The following is a 15,910-nucleotide window of genomic DNA, read 5'->3' as shown; positions in this document are numbered from 1 at the left end:
GGACTGGTTTCGCTACCCGATATCGAACGGGAAAGGAGAATGGAAATGGCCAGAATCAAAGTATTGGACGAACATATCGCCAACCAGATCGCGGCCGGCGAAGTGGTGGAACGGCCGGCTTCGGTCGTTAAGGAACTGGTCGAGAACGCGATCGACGCCGGCGCGACCAAAGTCGACGTCTGGACGGAGGAAGGCGGATTGTCTTCGATCCGCGTGACCGACAACGGTTCGGGGATCGAACCGGACGACTGCGAGACCGCTTTTTACCGGCATGCCACCAGCAAAATTTCGGGCGGCCGCGATCTGTTCCAGATTACGAGCCTGGGCTTTCGCGGCGAGGCGCTGCCGAGTATCGCGTCGGTCGCCAAAGTCGAAGTGCTGACCGCCTGCGGCGACGACGGGGCGGGACGCCGCCTCGTGATCGAAGGCGGCACGCTCAAGAGCAACGAAGACGCGCCCGCTTCGCGCGGAACGGACTTTCGCGTGCGGGAGCTGTTCTTCAACACGCCGGCCCGGCTCAAATATATGAAAACGGTGCAGACCGAACTCGGGCATATTTCCGATTACATGTACCGCATGGCGCTGTCGAACCCGAACGTCGCGTTTACGCTGCGCCATAACGGCAATTCGCTGCTCCAAACGCTGGGCGGCGGCGATCTGCTGCAGGTCATCGCCGCCGTATACGGCACGACGAGCGCTAAAGCGATGCTGCCGCTCGAAGGCGAGAACCTCGACTTTTCCGTCGGGGGCTTCGTCAGCCTGCCGGACTTTACCCGTTCGAACCGCAGCGCGATCACGACGGTCGTGAACGGGCGTTATATCCGCAGCCATGTGCTGAACCAGGCGATCATGCGGGCGTATCATACGCTGCTGCCTGTCGGGCGGCATCCGCTCGTCGTGCTGCGCCTGGCGATGCACCCGTCGCTGGTCGATGTCAACGTGCATCCGGCCAAGCTTGAAGTGCGTTTCAGCAAGGAAGCCGAGCTGACCGAATTCGTGCAGGACACGATCCGCGCCGCTCTGGCGCGCGAAGTTCTTATCCCCAAAGCGATCAACCAGCGGGTCGGCAAAAGCAATACGATGATCCAGGAGCAGTTCCATTTCCCGAAACGGGAAGAGCTGCTCGGCGAACTTGCGGGCGAAGTGCCGCAGGGCAAAGACGCTCCGGCGGGTCTGCCGCCGCACGCGCCCGCTCCCGGCGCGCCCGAACCGTCGGACGATGCCGACGATTTCGTGCCGGCGGATGCCGCCGGCGCCCCGCCCGCCGCTGCGCAGCCGGCCCTCAATGCCGGCGCGCTCTCCGCGCAGCGCGCCGCGAGACCGGCCGCGGCCGATGCCGCCGCGGCGAAGCCTTTGCCGGCCGCTGCGCCGGCCGACCCTGCCGCCATCGCCGGCGCTGCGGCGGACGCGCTGACGGCGTCCGCCTACCCGACCGAAGGCGGGGTGCACAAGCCGCTCCCGCAGGAAGTGCGGGAGCGCGGCCGCAGTGCCGGCTACGCCGCGGGGCGCGACGCTTCCGGCGGCGCCGGCCGACCGGCCCCGTCCGGCTTCCCGGGCGGCCGCCAGACGCCGCCGGGACAGCCTGCCGCGCTCGCTCGTGCGGCGGAGCTGTATACGCGGGGCGAAGCGCCGAAGCGGCCCGTATTCCCGGAGATGACGCTGATCGGCCAGCATCACGGCACGTACCTGATCGCGCAGAACGATCAGGGGTTGTATCTGATCGACCAGCACGCCGCGCACGAACGGATCAATTACGAATACTATTACGAGAAGTTCGGCCAGCCGGAAGCCGCGTCGCAGGAACTGCTGCTGCCGATCACGATCGAATTCACGTCGGCCGAGAGCACCAAGATCCGCGACCGGCTCGGCTGGTTCGAGCAGGCCGGCGTCTATATGGAACCGTTCGGCGGCCAGACGTTCCGCGTCACCGCTTATCCGCACTGGTTCCCGGCCGGAGACGAACAGTCCATTATCGAGGAAATGGCCGAATGGGTACTGAGCGAACGCGTGATCGACCTGGCCAAACTGCGGGAAAAAGCGTCGACGCTCTGTTCGTGCAAAGCTTCGATCAAAGCCAACCAGCGTCTGAGCGACGTTCAGGCCCAGACGCTGATCGAACGCCTCGGCCGCTGCAAGCAGCCTTATACGTGCCCTCACGGCCGCCCGATCGTCGTCTCTTTTTCTTCTTACGATTTGGAGAAGTTATTCAAACGTGTATAAGACCTTCCCCCAATCAAGAGCGTTTCCAATCCGATTTACGAAACGGGACGCTTCAACCCGTTTCGTAAATGACCTAAAAGCGATTTGTTCAACTGGGGGAAGGTCCACTTCGCCGAATCTTCCCCCAATCAAGAGCGTTTCGTAAATGACCCAAAAGCGATTCAATCAACTGGAGGAAGGTCCTGCTTCGCCGAATCTTCCCCCAATCAAGAGCGTTTCGTAAATGACCCAAAAGCGATTCAATCAACTGGAGGAAGGTCCTGCTTCGCCGAATCTTCCCCCAATCCATAATCTTTTCCAATTCCAAAGGAGCCCAATCCCCATGATGATCGTAACTACCGGCGATTCGCCGGCCGACGCCGAACTGCGGCGGGCCCGGCAGATCGCCGAACAGGCGGGAATCCGGCTCGTGCCGCGCAGCCGCACCTCGATTCCCAATCTTTTTTCCAAATACGGCGCCGAAGCGGTCCTGATCGTCACCCAGGGCAAAGTCCGCCTGTTTCGCCAGGAGCAGCCCGTGCTGGAATACCATCCGAGCATGGGTTACGTCCGCGCCAAGCGGCTGCTCCGCGGCGAACCCGATCCGATGATCGACGCTTCGCGCGCCGCGGAAGGAGATTCCGTGCTCGACTGCACCGCGGGACTCGGCACCGATTCGCTCGTGTACGCCGTCCGCGTCGGCCCGCAGGGCCGTGTCTGCGCGCTCGAAGCGTCGCCGGAACTGTCCGTGCTGCTGAGGGAAGGGCTCTCCAGCTACGAAGTCGAGAAATCGGCCGTCACCGAAGCGATGCGGCGCGTCGAAGTCATTCATGCCGACCATCTCGATTATTTGCGGTCGCTGCCCGACGACAGCTTCGACGTGGTCTATTTCGATCCGATGTTCCGCAAGCCGGTGTACGATTCGTCCGCGATCTCGCCGCTGCGGGCGTTTGCGGACGCCCGTCCGCTGAGCGTAGAAGCGATCGAGCAGGCGGTGAGAATCGCGCGCAAAACGGTCGTGCTCAAGGAGAAAAAAGGCAGCGGGGAAATGGAACGTCTCGGCTTCGCGCCGGACGGACGCAGCCACGCCAAAATTACGTACGGAGTGATTCCTATTGACTGAACATTATCCAACCGGCGATGCGGCCGGAAGCAGACCCAAGCTGCTCGTTTTGATCGGACCGACCGCGGTCGGCAAAACCAAACTCAGCATCGAATTGGCCAAAACTTTTTCGTGCGAGATCATTTCCGGGGATTCCATGCAGGTGTACCGGGGTATGGATATCGGTACGGCCAAAATCTCGGCGTCCGAAACGGAAGGCATCCCGCACCATTTGGTCGATATCCATGAGCCGGACGAACCGTTTTCCGTATCCGAATTCCAGGAACGCTGCGACGCGCTTATTCCGGAGATCGAAGCGCGCGGCAGGCTGCCTTTTATCGTCGGAGGCACCGGGCTGTACATCGAATCGCTGTGCTACCGGTACGAATTCGCGGAGAGCGGAGCGGACGAAGCTTTCCGGCAGGAACAGGCGTTGTTCGCGGAAAAAGAAGGTACGGAAGCGCTGCATGCGCGGCTGCGCGCGATCGATCCGGAGTCGGCGGAACGGCTGCATCCGAACGATACGCGCCGGGTGATCCGTGCGCTGGAGATCTACGAATTGACCGGCGAGACGCTGTCCCAGCGGCTTGCCGCGCAGAAAAAGACCACGCCTTACGACCTATGTTTGATCGGTTTGACAATGGACCGCCAAATGCTATATAACCGTATTGAAGAGCGGATCGACCTCATGATGGAGCAGGGCCTGGTCGAAGAAGTGCGCACCCTCAAGGCCCGCGGCTATACGCCCGACATGGTGTCCATGCAGGGTCTCGGCTACAAAGAGATCTGGCCGTACCTGGACGGCTCGGAGACGCTTGAAGAAGCGGTCTACAAGCTGAAGCGCGACACCCGGCATTTTGCCAAAAGACAGCTGTCCTGGTTCCGGCATATGCGCGACATTCAATGGGTGGACGTTTCCGAACCGGAAAAATTTTCCGCGAATTTCGAACAGGTTCATGGTATAATTACCGGAAGGTTCGGCTCCGATTTTTGAACAAAAACGACAGTAAAATGACAATTTGGGGGTACCGGTTATGAACAAATCCATTAATATTCAAGACACGTTCCTGAACCAACTGCGCAAAGAGAATATCCCTGCCACGGTCTATCTGACCAACGGATTTCAGATTCGGGGCACGATCAAGGCTTTCGATAACTTCACGATCGTGATCGACAGCGACGGACGCCAGCAGATGGTGTACAAGCACGCCATTTCGACGTTTATGCCGCAGCGCAACGTATCCCTCGCCCAGCCCGACAGCACGTCCGGCGAATAACGGCGACGCCGCGCCGCTTCGGTAACGAAGGAATGACAAACCTGTAACGGCAAAAGTTGAAACTTTTCACCGATCCTGACGTCTAAACCAATAGCTTGCGAACGGGAGCAACCCTCACGGGTTGTTCTTTTCATTAGCGAACCATCATAGCGGCCCAGGATCGTTCAGGCCGCAAAGAATGCAAAAGGGGTGTCAGAACACATCATGCCTAACCCACAACTGAGCCGCTCGAACCGGAATGCCGGAGGAAGCGGCGGAGGCGGGAACGGCGGAGGCAAAAAACCTCCGACGACTGCGAAGAAAAAAACTTCCCCGAAAAAGAAAAAAATTACGGGGAAACGCGTTTTTTGGACTTTATTTTTCACGGCGGCGTTTGCGGTCCTGTGCGCGCTGGGCGGTTACCTGTTCATTACGATCAACGGGGAGAAGATTCTCGCCGAGAACAAAGACAAGATCGATATCAAAGCGCCGACGGTCCTCTACGACCGGACGGGCGTGCAGATCGGCGAAGTCAAAATCCAGCGCGGCGAAGAAGTCGAGGAGCAGGACATTCCGAAGCTGCTCAAGGACGCTTTCGTGGCGACCGAAGACAAACGCTTTTTCGATCACTCGGGCGTCGACCTGAGATCGATCGGACGGGCGGCGGTCCGCGACGTCATTGCCCGCTCGGCCGTGGAAGGCGGCAGTACCATCACCCAGCAGCTCGCCAAGAACATTTTCCTGTCCGCGGACAAGACGTTTTTCCGCAAAGCGACGGAAGTGTCGATCGCGCTGGCGCTTGAACGCCAGTTCAACAAAGACGAGATTCTGGCCATGTATCTCAACCGGATTTCGTTCGGCGGCCAGCATTACGGCATCAAAGCCGCGTCCGAACGTTATTTTGGCAAAAGCGACCTGAACGATCTCAAGCTGTGGCAGATGGCGACGCTTGCGGCGATGCCGAAAGCGCCGACGCGCTACAACCCGATCGCGAATCCCGACAAGTCCAAAGAGCGCCGCGCCGTGGTGCTTCAGCTCATGTACGAGCAGGGCTACATTACGGAAGCGGAAAAAGACGAAGCGGCGGCGATCAATTACAACTACACGCCGCCGGAGACCAAAGAAACGCATTATCAGGCGTTTATCGACTACGTGCTGCAGGAAGCGGAAGACGCTACGGCACTCGGCGAAGACGACCTGAACCGCGGCGGCTACAAAATCTACACGACGATGGACGCCAAAGCGCAGCAGAGCCTCGAAGACGCGTTCAAGGACGACTCGCTGTTCGAGGAAAGTCCCGACGATCAGCCGGTGCAGGCGTCCATGACGATTACGAACAGCCAGAACGGCAGCATCGTCGCCATTTTGGGAGCGCGCAATTACCATAAAGGCGATTTCAACCGCGCGGTCAACAGCCGCCGGCAGCCGGGCTCGGCATTCAAGCCGATCGCGTCCTACGCGCCGGCGCTCGAATCCGGGCAGTTCACGGTCGATTCGCAGCTGAACAACGAACAGCAGAGCTTCGGCAGCTACAGCCCGAGAAACCTGCACGGGTACAGCAAATCCGTCTCGATGAAAGAAGCGCTGGCAGAGTCGATCAATATTCCGGCCGTATGGCTGCTGAACCAGATCGGCGTCGAGACGGGCTTCCAGTTCGCGGAATCGCTCGGCATCCCGCTGACCGACAAAGACCATAACCTGAGCCTTGCGCTCGGCGGTCTCAGCAGCGGGACGAACACGCTGGAGATGTCGCAGGCATACAACTCGTTCGCCAACGGCGGCAAATATATCGAAGCGTACGCGATCAAATCGATCCGCGATTCGAACGAAATCGAGATCTACAGCCGGATCGACACGGCCAAAGAAGTCATGAGCGCGCAGACCGCTTACGAGATGACGCAGATGATGCAGAGCGTCATTACGGACGGTACCGGCAAAAAAGCCGATATCGGCCGTCCTCTGGCCGGCAAGACCGGCACGACGCAGAGCGGCATTGACGGCAACAGCGCCAACCGCGACGTCTGGTTCGTCGGCTATACGCCGGAGTGGACCGGAGCCGTATGGATGGGCTACGACAAGCCGAATGCCGAACACCTGCTGAAGAACAGCAGCGGCCTGGCCGCCTCCATGTTCGCCCGGGTCATGAGCCAGGCGCTGGACGGAACGCCGGTGACGGACTTCAAAGCGCCGGACGCGCCAGCCCAGGAGCCGGTCGCCGAAGAGCCGGAGCCACAGCCGGAACCGCCGGCAGCGGCCGAGCCGGTCGGCGCGCCGAGCGGGCTTGTCGCTTCGTATGACGTCGGCAGCGAGAAGATCGTGCTCTCCTGGCAGCCGGTAGCCGGAGACAACGTCCGCTATCGCCTGTACCGCCAGGAGTCGTCCGAAGCCCAGCCTTCGATGCTCTCCGACGGCCTGATGTCCGCTTCGGCGGAAGATCCGGGCGCGCTCGCCGGACTGACCTACAGCTACGCGGTTACGGCTTATCGGGCGGGTGAAGAACCGATTGTGGAGTCTGCGGCTTCCAACACGGTCAGTCTGACCGTGCCGGCTCAGGACAACCCGGAAGAGGTCGTGCCGCCGGAAGAGACGACGCCGCCGGAAGAAGTCGAAGAGCCGGAAGTCGACGAAGGTGCGGAAGAAGTTCCGCCGCCGGTCGAAGACAACGGCAGCGGCTCGGACAATGGCAGCAATAACGGCAATAATGGAAACAACGGCAATAACGGCAACAACGGTAATAACGGCAACAACGGCGGCGAGACGACCGATCCGGGTACCGTGGCTCCTCCGGCCGAAGACGGCACCGGAGAAGAGAATACGGTTCCGGGCACGGTCGTTCCCGAAGAGCCGGCGGATCAGGAACAATCCGATCCAGCAGCCGAACCCCCGGCCGATCCGAATGCGGCCCAACCGACCGATCCCGCGGCGGGAACGGTTACGGACGGTACGCAGGAAGTCGCGCCTACCCAGCCCTAAACAAGCAAGCTCCGAAAGCCATAAACGGCTTTCGGAGCTTTTTTGCACATATTTTCCGTAAATCGGGTAATGTAGAGCAAGAGCAAGCCAGTTCTTTTGTGAAGTGGCCTGAGAATGTGATAAGCTTTAGTCAAATGGAATAATGGAAAGGGTCGGTTCCCTATGAAACGTAAATTTGCTGACAGAGCCAACTGGCGGCGCGTAACCGATCGGAGATTCTTGTGCCGGTACATCGACAGCCGCCGCTTTACGGGCTACGTAACCTTGTACAATATGCTCAAGCTGAAGGAACCGCTGATGAAAACGTACGGGGGACTTACGTTTTGTGTGGCCGACAAAGGCTATTCTTGGCTGCAGTATTTTCCCAAGGATGCCCACTTTATCGTCACGACAATGTTCAACGAGAAAAGGGAAGTCGTGGAATGGTACATCGATATCTGCAAATCGCAGGGCGTAACGGATCAGGGCGTACCCTGGTTCGACGATCTGTATCTGGATATCGTCGTACTGGGCGACGGCACCGTTTTTTTGCTGGACGAAGACGAACTGGACGATGCGCTGCGGCGCGGCGTCATTACGGAAGCGGACTATGCGCTGGCGACCCGAACGGCCCACGGGCTGCTTCGGATGATCGACGCGCACGCTTTTCCGTATTTCAGGCTCTCGATCGAACATCGCAGACGGCTGTTCCCGGCTTCGGCGCTCAAAGTCTAGCTTCAGGCGGACGATGCCGCGCCGAACGGTCTTGCAGGGAAAGGGGAACGAAGGCAAGTGAATACGAGTGAACGGCCGGAATCGCTGCGCGGCACCGGACCGGTCCGGGGACCGGCAGACCGCACGCCCCGCAGACGCGGCCGATGGATCAAATCTTTGGCGCTTGCGGCAGGAGTCGGTGTGATCCTGTTCGCGTTCTGGACGCTGTATATTCAGATCCGGATCGGGCAGGGCATGACGCTTGACCGTGAGCACAACACGGATGTCGGCATCGTACTCGGAGCAAGTCTGTGGAATAACGAACCGAGTCCGGCGCTGACCGAGAGGCTCGAAGCCGCCTACGAAGGCTACGCAAGCGGAGCATATCCGATGCTCATCGTCAGCGGCGGGCTCGACAATCCGCAGATGAAGCTGACGGAAGCGGAAGGTATGGCCAACTATTTGCGCAAGCGCGGCGTGCCCGAGGCGAATATCATTTTGGAAAACAAAGCGACCAGCACGTACGAGAACCTGTTATTTAGCACCAAGATCATGCAGGAGCACGGCATGGAGACGGCCACGATCGTGACCCATCAATTCCATGGCGCCCGCTCCGAAGACATCGCGGACTTTCTGGGCTACGAAGATCCGCAGTTCGAGCTCGCTCCGACCGAGGCGCTGAATCTATGGCAGACCCGCGGCCGCGAGACGCTCGCTTTTACCAAATGGCTGCTCGACAAGAACACGTTGCCAGACGGCAAATAATCGGGGATAATGGAACGGATGTACCCCCATGGGATAGAAGGAGAACAAGAGATGCAGACGACAACTTACGATACGACGCCGGAGGAAAATCCCCGCGCGATTCTCGTCAGTCTCGTGACCGACGAAGTGAAGCGTTCCGGGATCGACCCGGTGTATTCGCTTGACGAACTGGTGGCGCTGGCCGAAACGGCGAGCGTCCAGGTGCTTACGACCCTGACGCAGAACAAGGAAAAGAAAGACACGAAATGGTTTATCGGCAAAGGCAAAGTCCAGGAGCTCAAAGTGATCGCGGACGAGCTCGGCGCCAACACGGCGATTTTCGACCAGGAGCTGTCCGGTGCGCAGGTGCGCAATCTGGAAGCCGAACTGGATTTGAAAATCATTGACCGTACCCAGCTGATTCTGGACATTTTCGCCCAGCGGGCCAAAACACGCGAAGGGATTATCCAGGTCGAACTCGCCCAGCTCAGCTACTTGCTGCCGCGCCTGTCGGGACAAGGCGGCAATCTGTCGAGACTCGGCGGCGGTATCGGCGCGCGCGGTCCCGGCGAGACGAAGCTTGAGACCGATCGCCGGCATATCCGCGGACGGATCGACGAGCTGAAACGGCAAATCGGCGAAGTGGAGAAGCACCGCACGATGCAGCGTCAGCGCCGCAAGAAAAGCGGAACGGTGCAGGTTGCGCTGGTCGGCTATACGAATGCGGGCAAATCGACGCTGCTTCGCGAGCTGACGGATGCCGACGTTTATGTGCAGAATCAGCTGTTCGCGACGCTCGATCCGACGTCGAGAATGCTGGAACTGCCGGGCGGCCGCGAGATCGTGCTGACGGATACGGTCGGTTTTATCCAGAACCTGCCGCATAACCTGATCGCCGCGTTCCGCGCGACGCTTGAGGAAGTGAACGAAGCCGACCTCGTGCTGCACGTTGTCGACGCGTCTTCGGACATGCTGAGCGACCAGATGAAAGTCGTCGACCGCATTCTCGAAGAACTCGGCGCCGGCGGCAAACCGCAGATCCAGCTGTACAACAAAAAAGATCTGTGCACGCCGGAGCAGCTGGAGCTGCTTCCGGAAGACGAGCAGAACCTGCGTATCAGCGCTTACGACAAGCAGGATCTGGACAAGCTGCTGAACCGCCTGCAGGAAGAATTGACGGGCGGAACGGTCTCTTACCGGATTCCGGCCGCGCGCGGCGACCTCGCCGCCCAGCTGTACAAAATCGGCGAAGTGATCTCCCAGGAGTTCGACGAGTCCGACATCCTGTACGAAGTTCGCCTGCACACGGGAGAAGCGGAGAAATACGCGCATCTGCTGGAAGACTACAAACTCTAAAACTCCAGATGAAAAAGACGATTCCCCTTCGTATAGAAGCGGGAATCGTCTGACGTTTCGGCGCGCCGGCCTACGGCGTGCAGACCCATCAACGTGCGGACCCATCAAATCGAAAAAAGAAGGACGGAACAACAAGACGATGAGAACTTTTGAAGCGACAATCGAGCAGTGGAAAGAAGAAGCGGAGCGGATCGTGCGCCCCCGCTTTGAAGAGATCGACGCCATCGTCGAGCATAACCAATGGAAAGTGATCGAAGCTTTTCGCAGCTGTAAAGTCAGCGATTTTCATTTTAACCCTTCGACGGGGTACGCTTATAACGACCGGGGCCGCGAGGTGCTGGACGAATTGTATGCGGTCGTGTTCGGGGCCGAAGCCGCTCTGGTGCGCCCGCATTTCGCTTCCGGTACGCATACGATCTCGACGGCGCTGTTCGGCGTGCTGCGTCCGGGCGACGAGCTGCTCTATATGACCGGCACGCCGTACGATACGCTGCACAAAGTGATCGGCAAAACCGGTGACGGCACCGGCTCTCTTGCCGATTTCGGCATCGGCTACCGCGAAGCTTCCCTGACGCCGGACGGCGAAGTCGATTGGGACGAGGTGGCCCGCCAGATTACGCCGAACACGAAAGTGATCGGCATCCAGCGTTCGCGCGGTTACGCGTGGCGCCTGCCGTTTACGGTGCAGCAGATCGGGGACATGACGCGCAAAGTCAAGGAACTATGCCCGAACGCGATCGTCTTCGTGGACAACTGTTACGGCGAATTTACGGAGAAACTCGAACCGACCGAAGTCGGCGTCGATCTGATGGCCGGTTCGCTGATCAAAAATCCGGGCGGCGGTCTGGCGGAAACGGGCGGTTATATTTGCGGGCGAAAAGATCTCGTCGAATTGGCCGCGTATCGCTTGACGGCACCGGGCATCGGAGCAGAAGTCGGCGCGATGCTCGGCACGACGCGCGGCATCTACCAGGGGCTGTACATGGCGCCGACGATTGTCGGGCAAGCGGTCAAAGGCAGCATTTTTGCCGCCGCCATGTTCGAACTGGCCGGCTTTGCCAGCAGTCCGGCCTGGAACGCTCCGCGTACCGACCTGATTCAGGCGGTCGTGTTCGAGCGGCCGGAGCAGTTGATCGCGTTCGTGCAGGGCATTCAGCTCGCGGCAGCGGTAGACAGCCATGTCGTGCCGGAGCCGTGGGACATGCCCGGTTACGAGAACCCGGTTATCATGGCCGCGGGAACTTTCATTCAGGGCGGCAGTCTGGAATTGTCGGCTGACGCACCGATTCGCGAGCCTTACATCGGCTACATGCAGGGCGGTCTAACTTACTCCCACGTGAAGTACGGGGTACTTAACGCTCTACAAAATCTGTTTGATCGTAATTTACTGTGAGTTAATCTAACACATCATTGACGCTTCCTATCAGGATATGTACAATAAGAGAGAGAATAAGAAAAGTACATTGGAAGGTTGATGCATAAATGGGCGACGACATTCGCAGAAATATGGCCTTGTTCCCGATAGGGATTGTTATGAAACTTACCGATCTGTCCGCGCGTCAGATCCGATACTATGAACAGCACAGTCTGATCGTTCCGGCACGTACGTCCGGCAATCAGCGCTTGTTCTCGTTCAACGACGTGGAGCGGCTGCTGGAGATCAAGGCCCTGATCGAAAAAGGCGTCAACATCGCCGGCATCAAGCAGGTAATGAACCCGGTCACCAAAGAATCCGAAGAAGCGACCGTCCTGAACGCGGCAACCGAAGAAAAGCGCAAAGAACTTTCCGATTCGCAGCTTCATCGCATGCTCAAGCAGCAGTTGGTCTCCGGCAAGAAACCGGGCCAAGTCTCGTTGATTCAAGGCGAACTGTCCCGCTTCTTTAATAGAAAATAAGAAACACCGGCATTTTGCGCGTCGATTGGCTTCTTCGGGATGTTCCGGGATGCAGTCTGCGCGCGGAGTGCGTATACTTAAGAACGTAACCTATCACAGAGACGAAGAGGAGAGGGTATCTTGAGTTACAACAAAGAAGACATTCTGCGTATTGCCAAGGAAGAAAATGTTCGCTTCATCCGTCTTCAGTTCACCGACCTGCTCGGCGCGATCAAAAACGTCGAAATTCCGGTCAGCCAACTGGAAAAAGCGCTCGACAACAAAATGATGTTCGACGGTTCTTCCATCGAAGGGTATGTCCGGATCGAAGAATCGGATATGTACCTGTATCCGGACCTCGATACCTGGGTCGTATTCCCGTGGGTAACCGAGAACCGCGTCGCGCGCCTGATCTGCGATATTTATCTGCCGTCCGGCAAGCCTTTCCCGGGCGACCCGCGTGCCGTACTGCGCCGCGCGCTCGAAGAAGCCGAAGAAATGGGCTTCAGCGCGATGAACGTAGGACCCGAGCCGGAATTTTTCCTGTTCCGCACCGACGAGAACGGCAATCCGACAGACGAGCTGAACGACCAGGGCGGCTACTTCGACCTGGCTCCGATGGATCTCGGCGAGAACTGCCGCCGCGAGATCGTCATCACGCTCGAAGAAATGGGCTTCGAGGTCGAAGCTTCCCACCACGAAGTGGCTCCGGGACAGCATGAGATCGACTTCAAATACGAGAATGCGATGAAAGCGGCCGACCAGATCCAGACGTTCAAACTGGTCGTCAAGACGATCGCCCGTCAGCACGGCCTGCACGCGACGTTTATGCCAAAACCGCTGTTCGGCATGAACGGTTCGGGCATGCACTGTCACCAGTCGCTGTTCCGTGGGGGAGAAAACGCGTTCTACGACGAGAGCGACGAGCTTGGTTTGAGCGAGACGGCCCGTTATTACATGGCCGGCATCCTCAAGCACGCGCGCGCGTTCGCGGCGATCACGAACCCGACCGTCAACTCCTACAAGCGTCTCGTACCGGGCTATGAAGCGCCTTGTTACGTGGCCTGGTCTGCCAGCAACCGCAGCCCGATGATCCGCATCCCGGCATCGCGCGGCCTGAGCACGCGGATCGAAGTCCGCAACCCGGACCCGGCAGCCAACCCGTACCTCGCTCTGGCCGTTATGCTCAAGTCCGGTCTGGACGGCATCCGCAGACAGATGACGCTGCCGGCTCCGATCGACCGTAACATCTATGTCATGTCCGAAGAAGAGCGGATCGAAGAAGGCATCCCAAGCCTGCCAGCCGATCTGAAGGAAGCACTCAACGAACTGATCCGCGACGAAGTCGTCGTTCAGGCGATGGGCGAACACGCCCTGACCCACTTCTACGAACTCAAGGAAATTGAGTGGGATATGTACCGTACGCAGGTCCACCAGTGGGAACGCGATCAGTACATGACGCTCTACTAGAAACTCAAACCCTTGGCGCTCTAAGCGTTGAGGGTTTTTCTTTTTTTGGGCACTTGCATACGGAACGCCCTATATTGCCTGCGTGCCCACAAAATGCCCACAAACTTTTTACGAAGTCACTTTAGAAGGTGATCCGTAAACAATTCGAACTTCTTCATATTACGATCTTTGAGTTTTTTGGAGATGTGGGCATACACGTCTGAAGTGATTTGAACACTACCATGACCCAGTTGCTCTTGAACAAACTTAATGTCAGCGCCAGCTTCCAGCATAAGGACAGCATACGTATGGCGAAGCGAGTGGATAGGAAGCTCTGGCAGATCTGCACGGTGACAAATCCGAGAGAAGGCATTGAATAAGGAAGACTTTGGCATGAAATTACCATTGGTGCGACAGAAGACGAGATCCAGATCATGGTGGTATAGCGGACCCATTGCCTCTCGGTTTCTTTGCTGCCACTCCTGGTGCTTTCTTAAGTCCTCCATCAAAGCTGGCGGAACATGAACGAATCTTTTGGATCGATACGTCTTAGGATCGCCAAAGAGTTCACTCTTATCGGCTGCTGTGAAATCGAGGGTTTCATCGATACGAAGCTTCTTTTGTTCCCAATCGATATCAGGCCATTTCAGCGCGGCAGCTTCTCCTTTGCGCATCCCCGTTCCAATCATGCTTTTAAAGAAAATCCAATAGATGTAACCATACTTCCAGGTAGCTTCTAAAAATTTTGGGATATCTTCTGATTCGATGAATTGCACTTCACCACGATTTTTCTCTCCGCGTATCTCTACGCCATTACACGGATTTTTCTCAAGCTTTCCAAGTGTTACTGCCTTGTCCAATGCGTTGTGCATTGTAGCATGAATTAATTCGATGGTACGGCGGCTGTATCCACGAGGTCCGAAATGGTTGAGAAACTCCTGATACATAATTGGTTTTACATCACGAAGCGAAATCTTTTTGAAATAGGGAACCAGGTGATTTTTGATATTATTCTTGTGTAATTCATAAGTGTTTTTTCGTACAGTGCCTTTCTTGTATTCCTCTAACCAAATGTAAAGAAAGTCGGCGAGTGGAAGATCACTTTGCTCATATCCGGCAGCAAGTTGTTTTTCTAATTCGGCCGCGGCAATTTGCGCAGCCTTTTTCGTTTCGAAGCCTCGCTGTGATTTTTCACGAAACTTTTGTGTGAATGGATCTTTATATCGGATTCGAAACTCCCAGCCAGCATCGTGCTTCTTAAAGCTTGCCAAATCAGCACCTCCAATTTAAAATTTTTACATTACAGAACGTGCGAAGGTATTCTAAATAAGTATCACCTCCTCAAAGGGAATGTATGTTCGCTAAAAAGGCAAAAAGGTGCCCTGCGCAGCTCCGTCTTCGAGAACTACCCTATTTCAAGCACCTCAACTGGATCGAACCCAACAATGAATTTATCGTCGAACCGTTTGTATAAACCGTACTTGTCGCGGTATCGATCAACAGTCTCTTGCAAAAATTCCTCTGTGACACCCAAGTAGGCAGCCAGGTCGTTCCGGCCACTGACTTTCGCTTTATGAGCCTCAATGAAGCGGCACAAAGGGATTGCCCGGCCATGTCCCCATTGTCGCGCCCGCAGCTCCTGTCGTCTGCTGACGACGTGTCGTTGATCTAATATATTGCCGACGCTAGTATGATGATGCCCCAGTTCCTCGACCATCACACAGCCTTTCTCTGTATAAGTCGGAATAAACTTATTTATCCAAATGATCTTATCGCTATAAAGACCTTTGGTTCGTGAGGATAAGGGTTTTTCGTATGTATGGATATTATGTTGGGTATAAGCTTCGTCTAATAGTTCTTCGTAAAGCAGCACAACGATCACTCCTCGCGGTTACGCTTCGACTTTACAAATGCTTTGAATGCCTCGATCTCTTTCTGTTCTTCCTCTGTAAAATCTTCGCCATCGTGATGGGCAGCTATTGTTTCAATTTCTACATGTTCTTCACGACCGAGCAAATAGTCAGTACTGGTATTCAATTTATTAGCGAGTTTTAATAAAACATCGCCTGGTATATTCGTTATTTTACCTCGTTCATAATTAGAAATATTAACTCGATTCATATCCAATGCCGCAGCCAGTTGATCTTGAGATAAGCCTCTTCGCATTCTAAGTTCTCTAATACGTATTCCTGGATGATCCAAAAAAACACCACCTAAATTAAATAGTAATTACCGCTTGCGTAATTCATAGTTACATGTTATC

General features: G+C 56.7%; 14 protein-coding genes. 11 read left to right on the top strand and 3 right to left on the bottom strand.

The window, feature by feature from the left end:
- Window positions 1-45: 45 nt before the first annotated feature.
- The 11 genes from mutL (at window position 46) to glnA (ending at window position 13,668) form a co-directional block, all read left to right on the top strand.
- Window positions 46-2,220 carry a DNA mismatch repair endonuclease MutL gene (gene mutL / locus FFV09_RS23195; RefSeq protein WP_141450077.1) on the top strand — a complete coding sequence of 725 codons (2,175 nt, stop codon included), beginning with the start codon at window positions 46-48 and terminating at the stop codon, window positions 2,218-2,220.
- A gap of 322 nt (window positions 2,221-2,542) precedes the next feature.
- Window positions 2,543-3,322 carry a class I SAM-dependent methyltransferase gene (locus FFV09_RS23190; RefSeq protein WP_342782077.1) on the top strand — a complete coding sequence of 260 codons (780 nt, stop codon included), beginning with the start codon at window positions 2,543-2,545 and terminating at the stop codon, window positions 3,320-3,322.
- Window positions 3,315-4,295 carry a tRNA (adenosine(37)-N6)-dimethylallyltransferase MiaA gene (gene miaA / locus FFV09_RS23185; protein ID WP_141450075.1) on the top strand — a complete coding sequence of 327 codons (981 nt, stop codon included), beginning with the start codon at window positions 3,315-3,317 and terminating at the stop codon, window positions 4,293-4,295. The genes FFV09_RS23190 and miaA overlap by 8 nt, the downstream gene beginning before the upstream one ends.
- 40 nt (window positions 4,296-4,335) lie before the next feature.
- Complete coding sequence (gene hfq / locus FFV09_RS23180) at window positions 4,336-4,578, top strand: RNA chaperone Hfq (protein ID WP_141450073.1); 243 nt, start codon at window positions 4,336-4,338, stop codon at window positions 4,576-4,578.
- Window positions 4,579-4,782: 204 nt separating this feature from the next.
- A complete protein-coding gene (locus tag FFV09_RS23175) occupies window positions 4,783-7,530 on the top strand; it encodes a transglycosylase domain-containing protein (protein ID WP_141450072.1) in 2,748 nt (915 codons plus the stop codon).
- Window positions 7,531-7,692: 162 nt separating this feature from the next.
- Window positions 7,693-8,244, top strand: coding sequence for a ribonuclease FAU-1 family protein (locus tag FFV09_RS23170; RefSeq protein WP_018977625.1), 552 nt, complete (start codon window positions 7,693-7,695; stop codon window positions 8,242-8,244).
- Between the two features lie 57 nt (window positions 8,245-8,301).
- Complete coding sequence (locus FFV09_RS23165; RefSeq protein ID WP_246098427.1) at window positions 8,302-8,988, top strand: YdcF family protein; 687 nt, start codon at window positions 8,302-8,304, stop codon at window positions 8,986-8,988.
- 51 nt (window positions 8,989-9,039) lie between these two features.
- The gene (gene hflX, locus FFV09_RS23160; RefSeq protein ID WP_141450070.1) at window positions 9,040-10,323 is read left to right on the top strand and encodes a GTPase HflX; all 1,284 of its coding nucleotides are present in this window, start codon (window positions 9,040-9,042) and stop codon (window positions 10,321-10,323) included.
- 139 nt (window positions 10,324-10,462) lie between these two features.
- Window positions 10,463-11,716, top strand: a complete 1,254-nt coding sequence (locus FFV09_RS23155; protein WP_141450068.1) for a methionine gamma-lyase family protein — start codon at window positions 10,463-10,465, stop codon at window positions 11,714-11,716.
- 89 nt (window positions 11,717-11,805) lie between these two features.
- The gene (locus tag FFV09_RS23150) at window positions 11,806-12,219 is read left to right on the top strand and encodes a MerR family transcriptional regulator (RefSeq protein ID WP_018977629.1); all 414 of its coding nucleotides are present in this window, start codon (window positions 11,806-11,808) and stop codon (window positions 12,217-12,219) included.
- A gap of 120 nt (window positions 12,220-12,339) precedes the next feature.
- Window positions 12,340-13,668, top strand: a complete 1,329-nt coding sequence (gene glnA / locus FFV09_RS23145) for a type I glutamate--ammonia ligase (RefSeq protein ID WP_141450066.1) — start codon at window positions 12,340-12,342, stop codon at window positions 13,666-13,668.
- Between the two features lie 116 nt (window positions 13,669-13,784).
- Here glnA and FFV09_RS23140 read toward each other — a convergent pair whose 3' ends face one another.
- The 3 genes from FFV09_RS23140 to FFV09_RS23130 all read right to left on the bottom strand — a co-directional run bounded on the left by FFV09_RS23140 (window position 13,785) and on the right by FFV09_RS23130 (window position 15,849).
- Window positions 13,785-14,918, bottom strand: coding sequence for a site-specific integrase (locus FFV09_RS23140; protein ID WP_141450064.1), 1,134 nt, complete (start codon window positions 14,916-14,918; stop codon window positions 13,785-13,787).
- Window positions 14,919-15,052: 134 nt separating this feature from the next.
- A complete protein-coding gene (locus FFV09_RS23135; protein ID WP_342782076.1) occupies window positions 15,053-15,520 on the bottom strand; it encodes an ImmA/IrrE family metallo-endopeptidase in 468 nt (155 codons plus the stop codon).
- Between the two features lie 5 nt (window positions 15,521-15,525).
- Window positions 15,526-15,849 carry a helix-turn-helix domain-containing protein gene (locus FFV09_RS23130; protein WP_246098426.1) on the bottom strand — a complete coding sequence of 108 codons (324 nt, stop codon included), beginning with the start codon at window positions 15,847-15,849 and terminating at the stop codon, window positions 15,526-15,528.
- Window positions 15,850-15,910 lie beyond the last annotated feature (61 nt).

Source organism: Saccharibacillus brassicae (assembly GCF_006542275.1).
Classification (GTDB): domain Bacteria; phylum Bacillota; class Bacilli; order Paenibacillales; family Paenibacillaceae; genus Saccharibacillus; species Saccharibacillus brassicae.
Note: the sequence above shows the minus strand (reverse complement) of the source record. Positions and strands in the feature narration are given on the sequence as shown.

Coding starts and splice junctions, on each gene's coding strand:
- FFV09_RS23175 (WP_141450072.1), top strand. CDS start 4,783: ATGCCTAACCCACAACTGAGCCGCTCGAACCGGAATGCCGGAGGAAGC.
- FFV09_RS23190 (WP_342782077.1), top strand. CDS start 2,543: ATGATGATCGTAACTACCGGCGATTCGCCGGCCGACGCCGAACTGCGG.
- FFV09_RS23150 (WP_018977629.1), top strand. CDS start 11,806: ATGGGCGACGACATTCGCAGAAATATGGCCTTGTTCCCGATAGGGATT.
- hfq (WP_141450073.1), top strand. CDS start 4,336: ATGAACAAATCCATTAATATTCAAGACACGTTCCTGAACCAACTGCGC.
- FFV09_RS23155 (WP_141450068.1), top strand. CDS start 10,463: ATGAGAACTTTTGAAGCGACAATCGAGCAGTGGAAAGAAGAAGCGGAG.
- FFV09_RS23170 (WP_018977625.1), top strand. CDS start 7,693: ATGAAACGTAAATTTGCTGACAGAGCCAACTGGCGGCGCGTAACCGAT.
- mutL (WP_141450077.1), top strand. CDS start 46: ATGGCCAGAATCAAAGTATTGGACGAACATATCGCCAACCAGATCGCG.
- hflX (WP_141450070.1), top strand. CDS start 9,040: ATGCAGACGACAACTTACGATACGACGCCGGAGGAAAATCCCCGCGCG.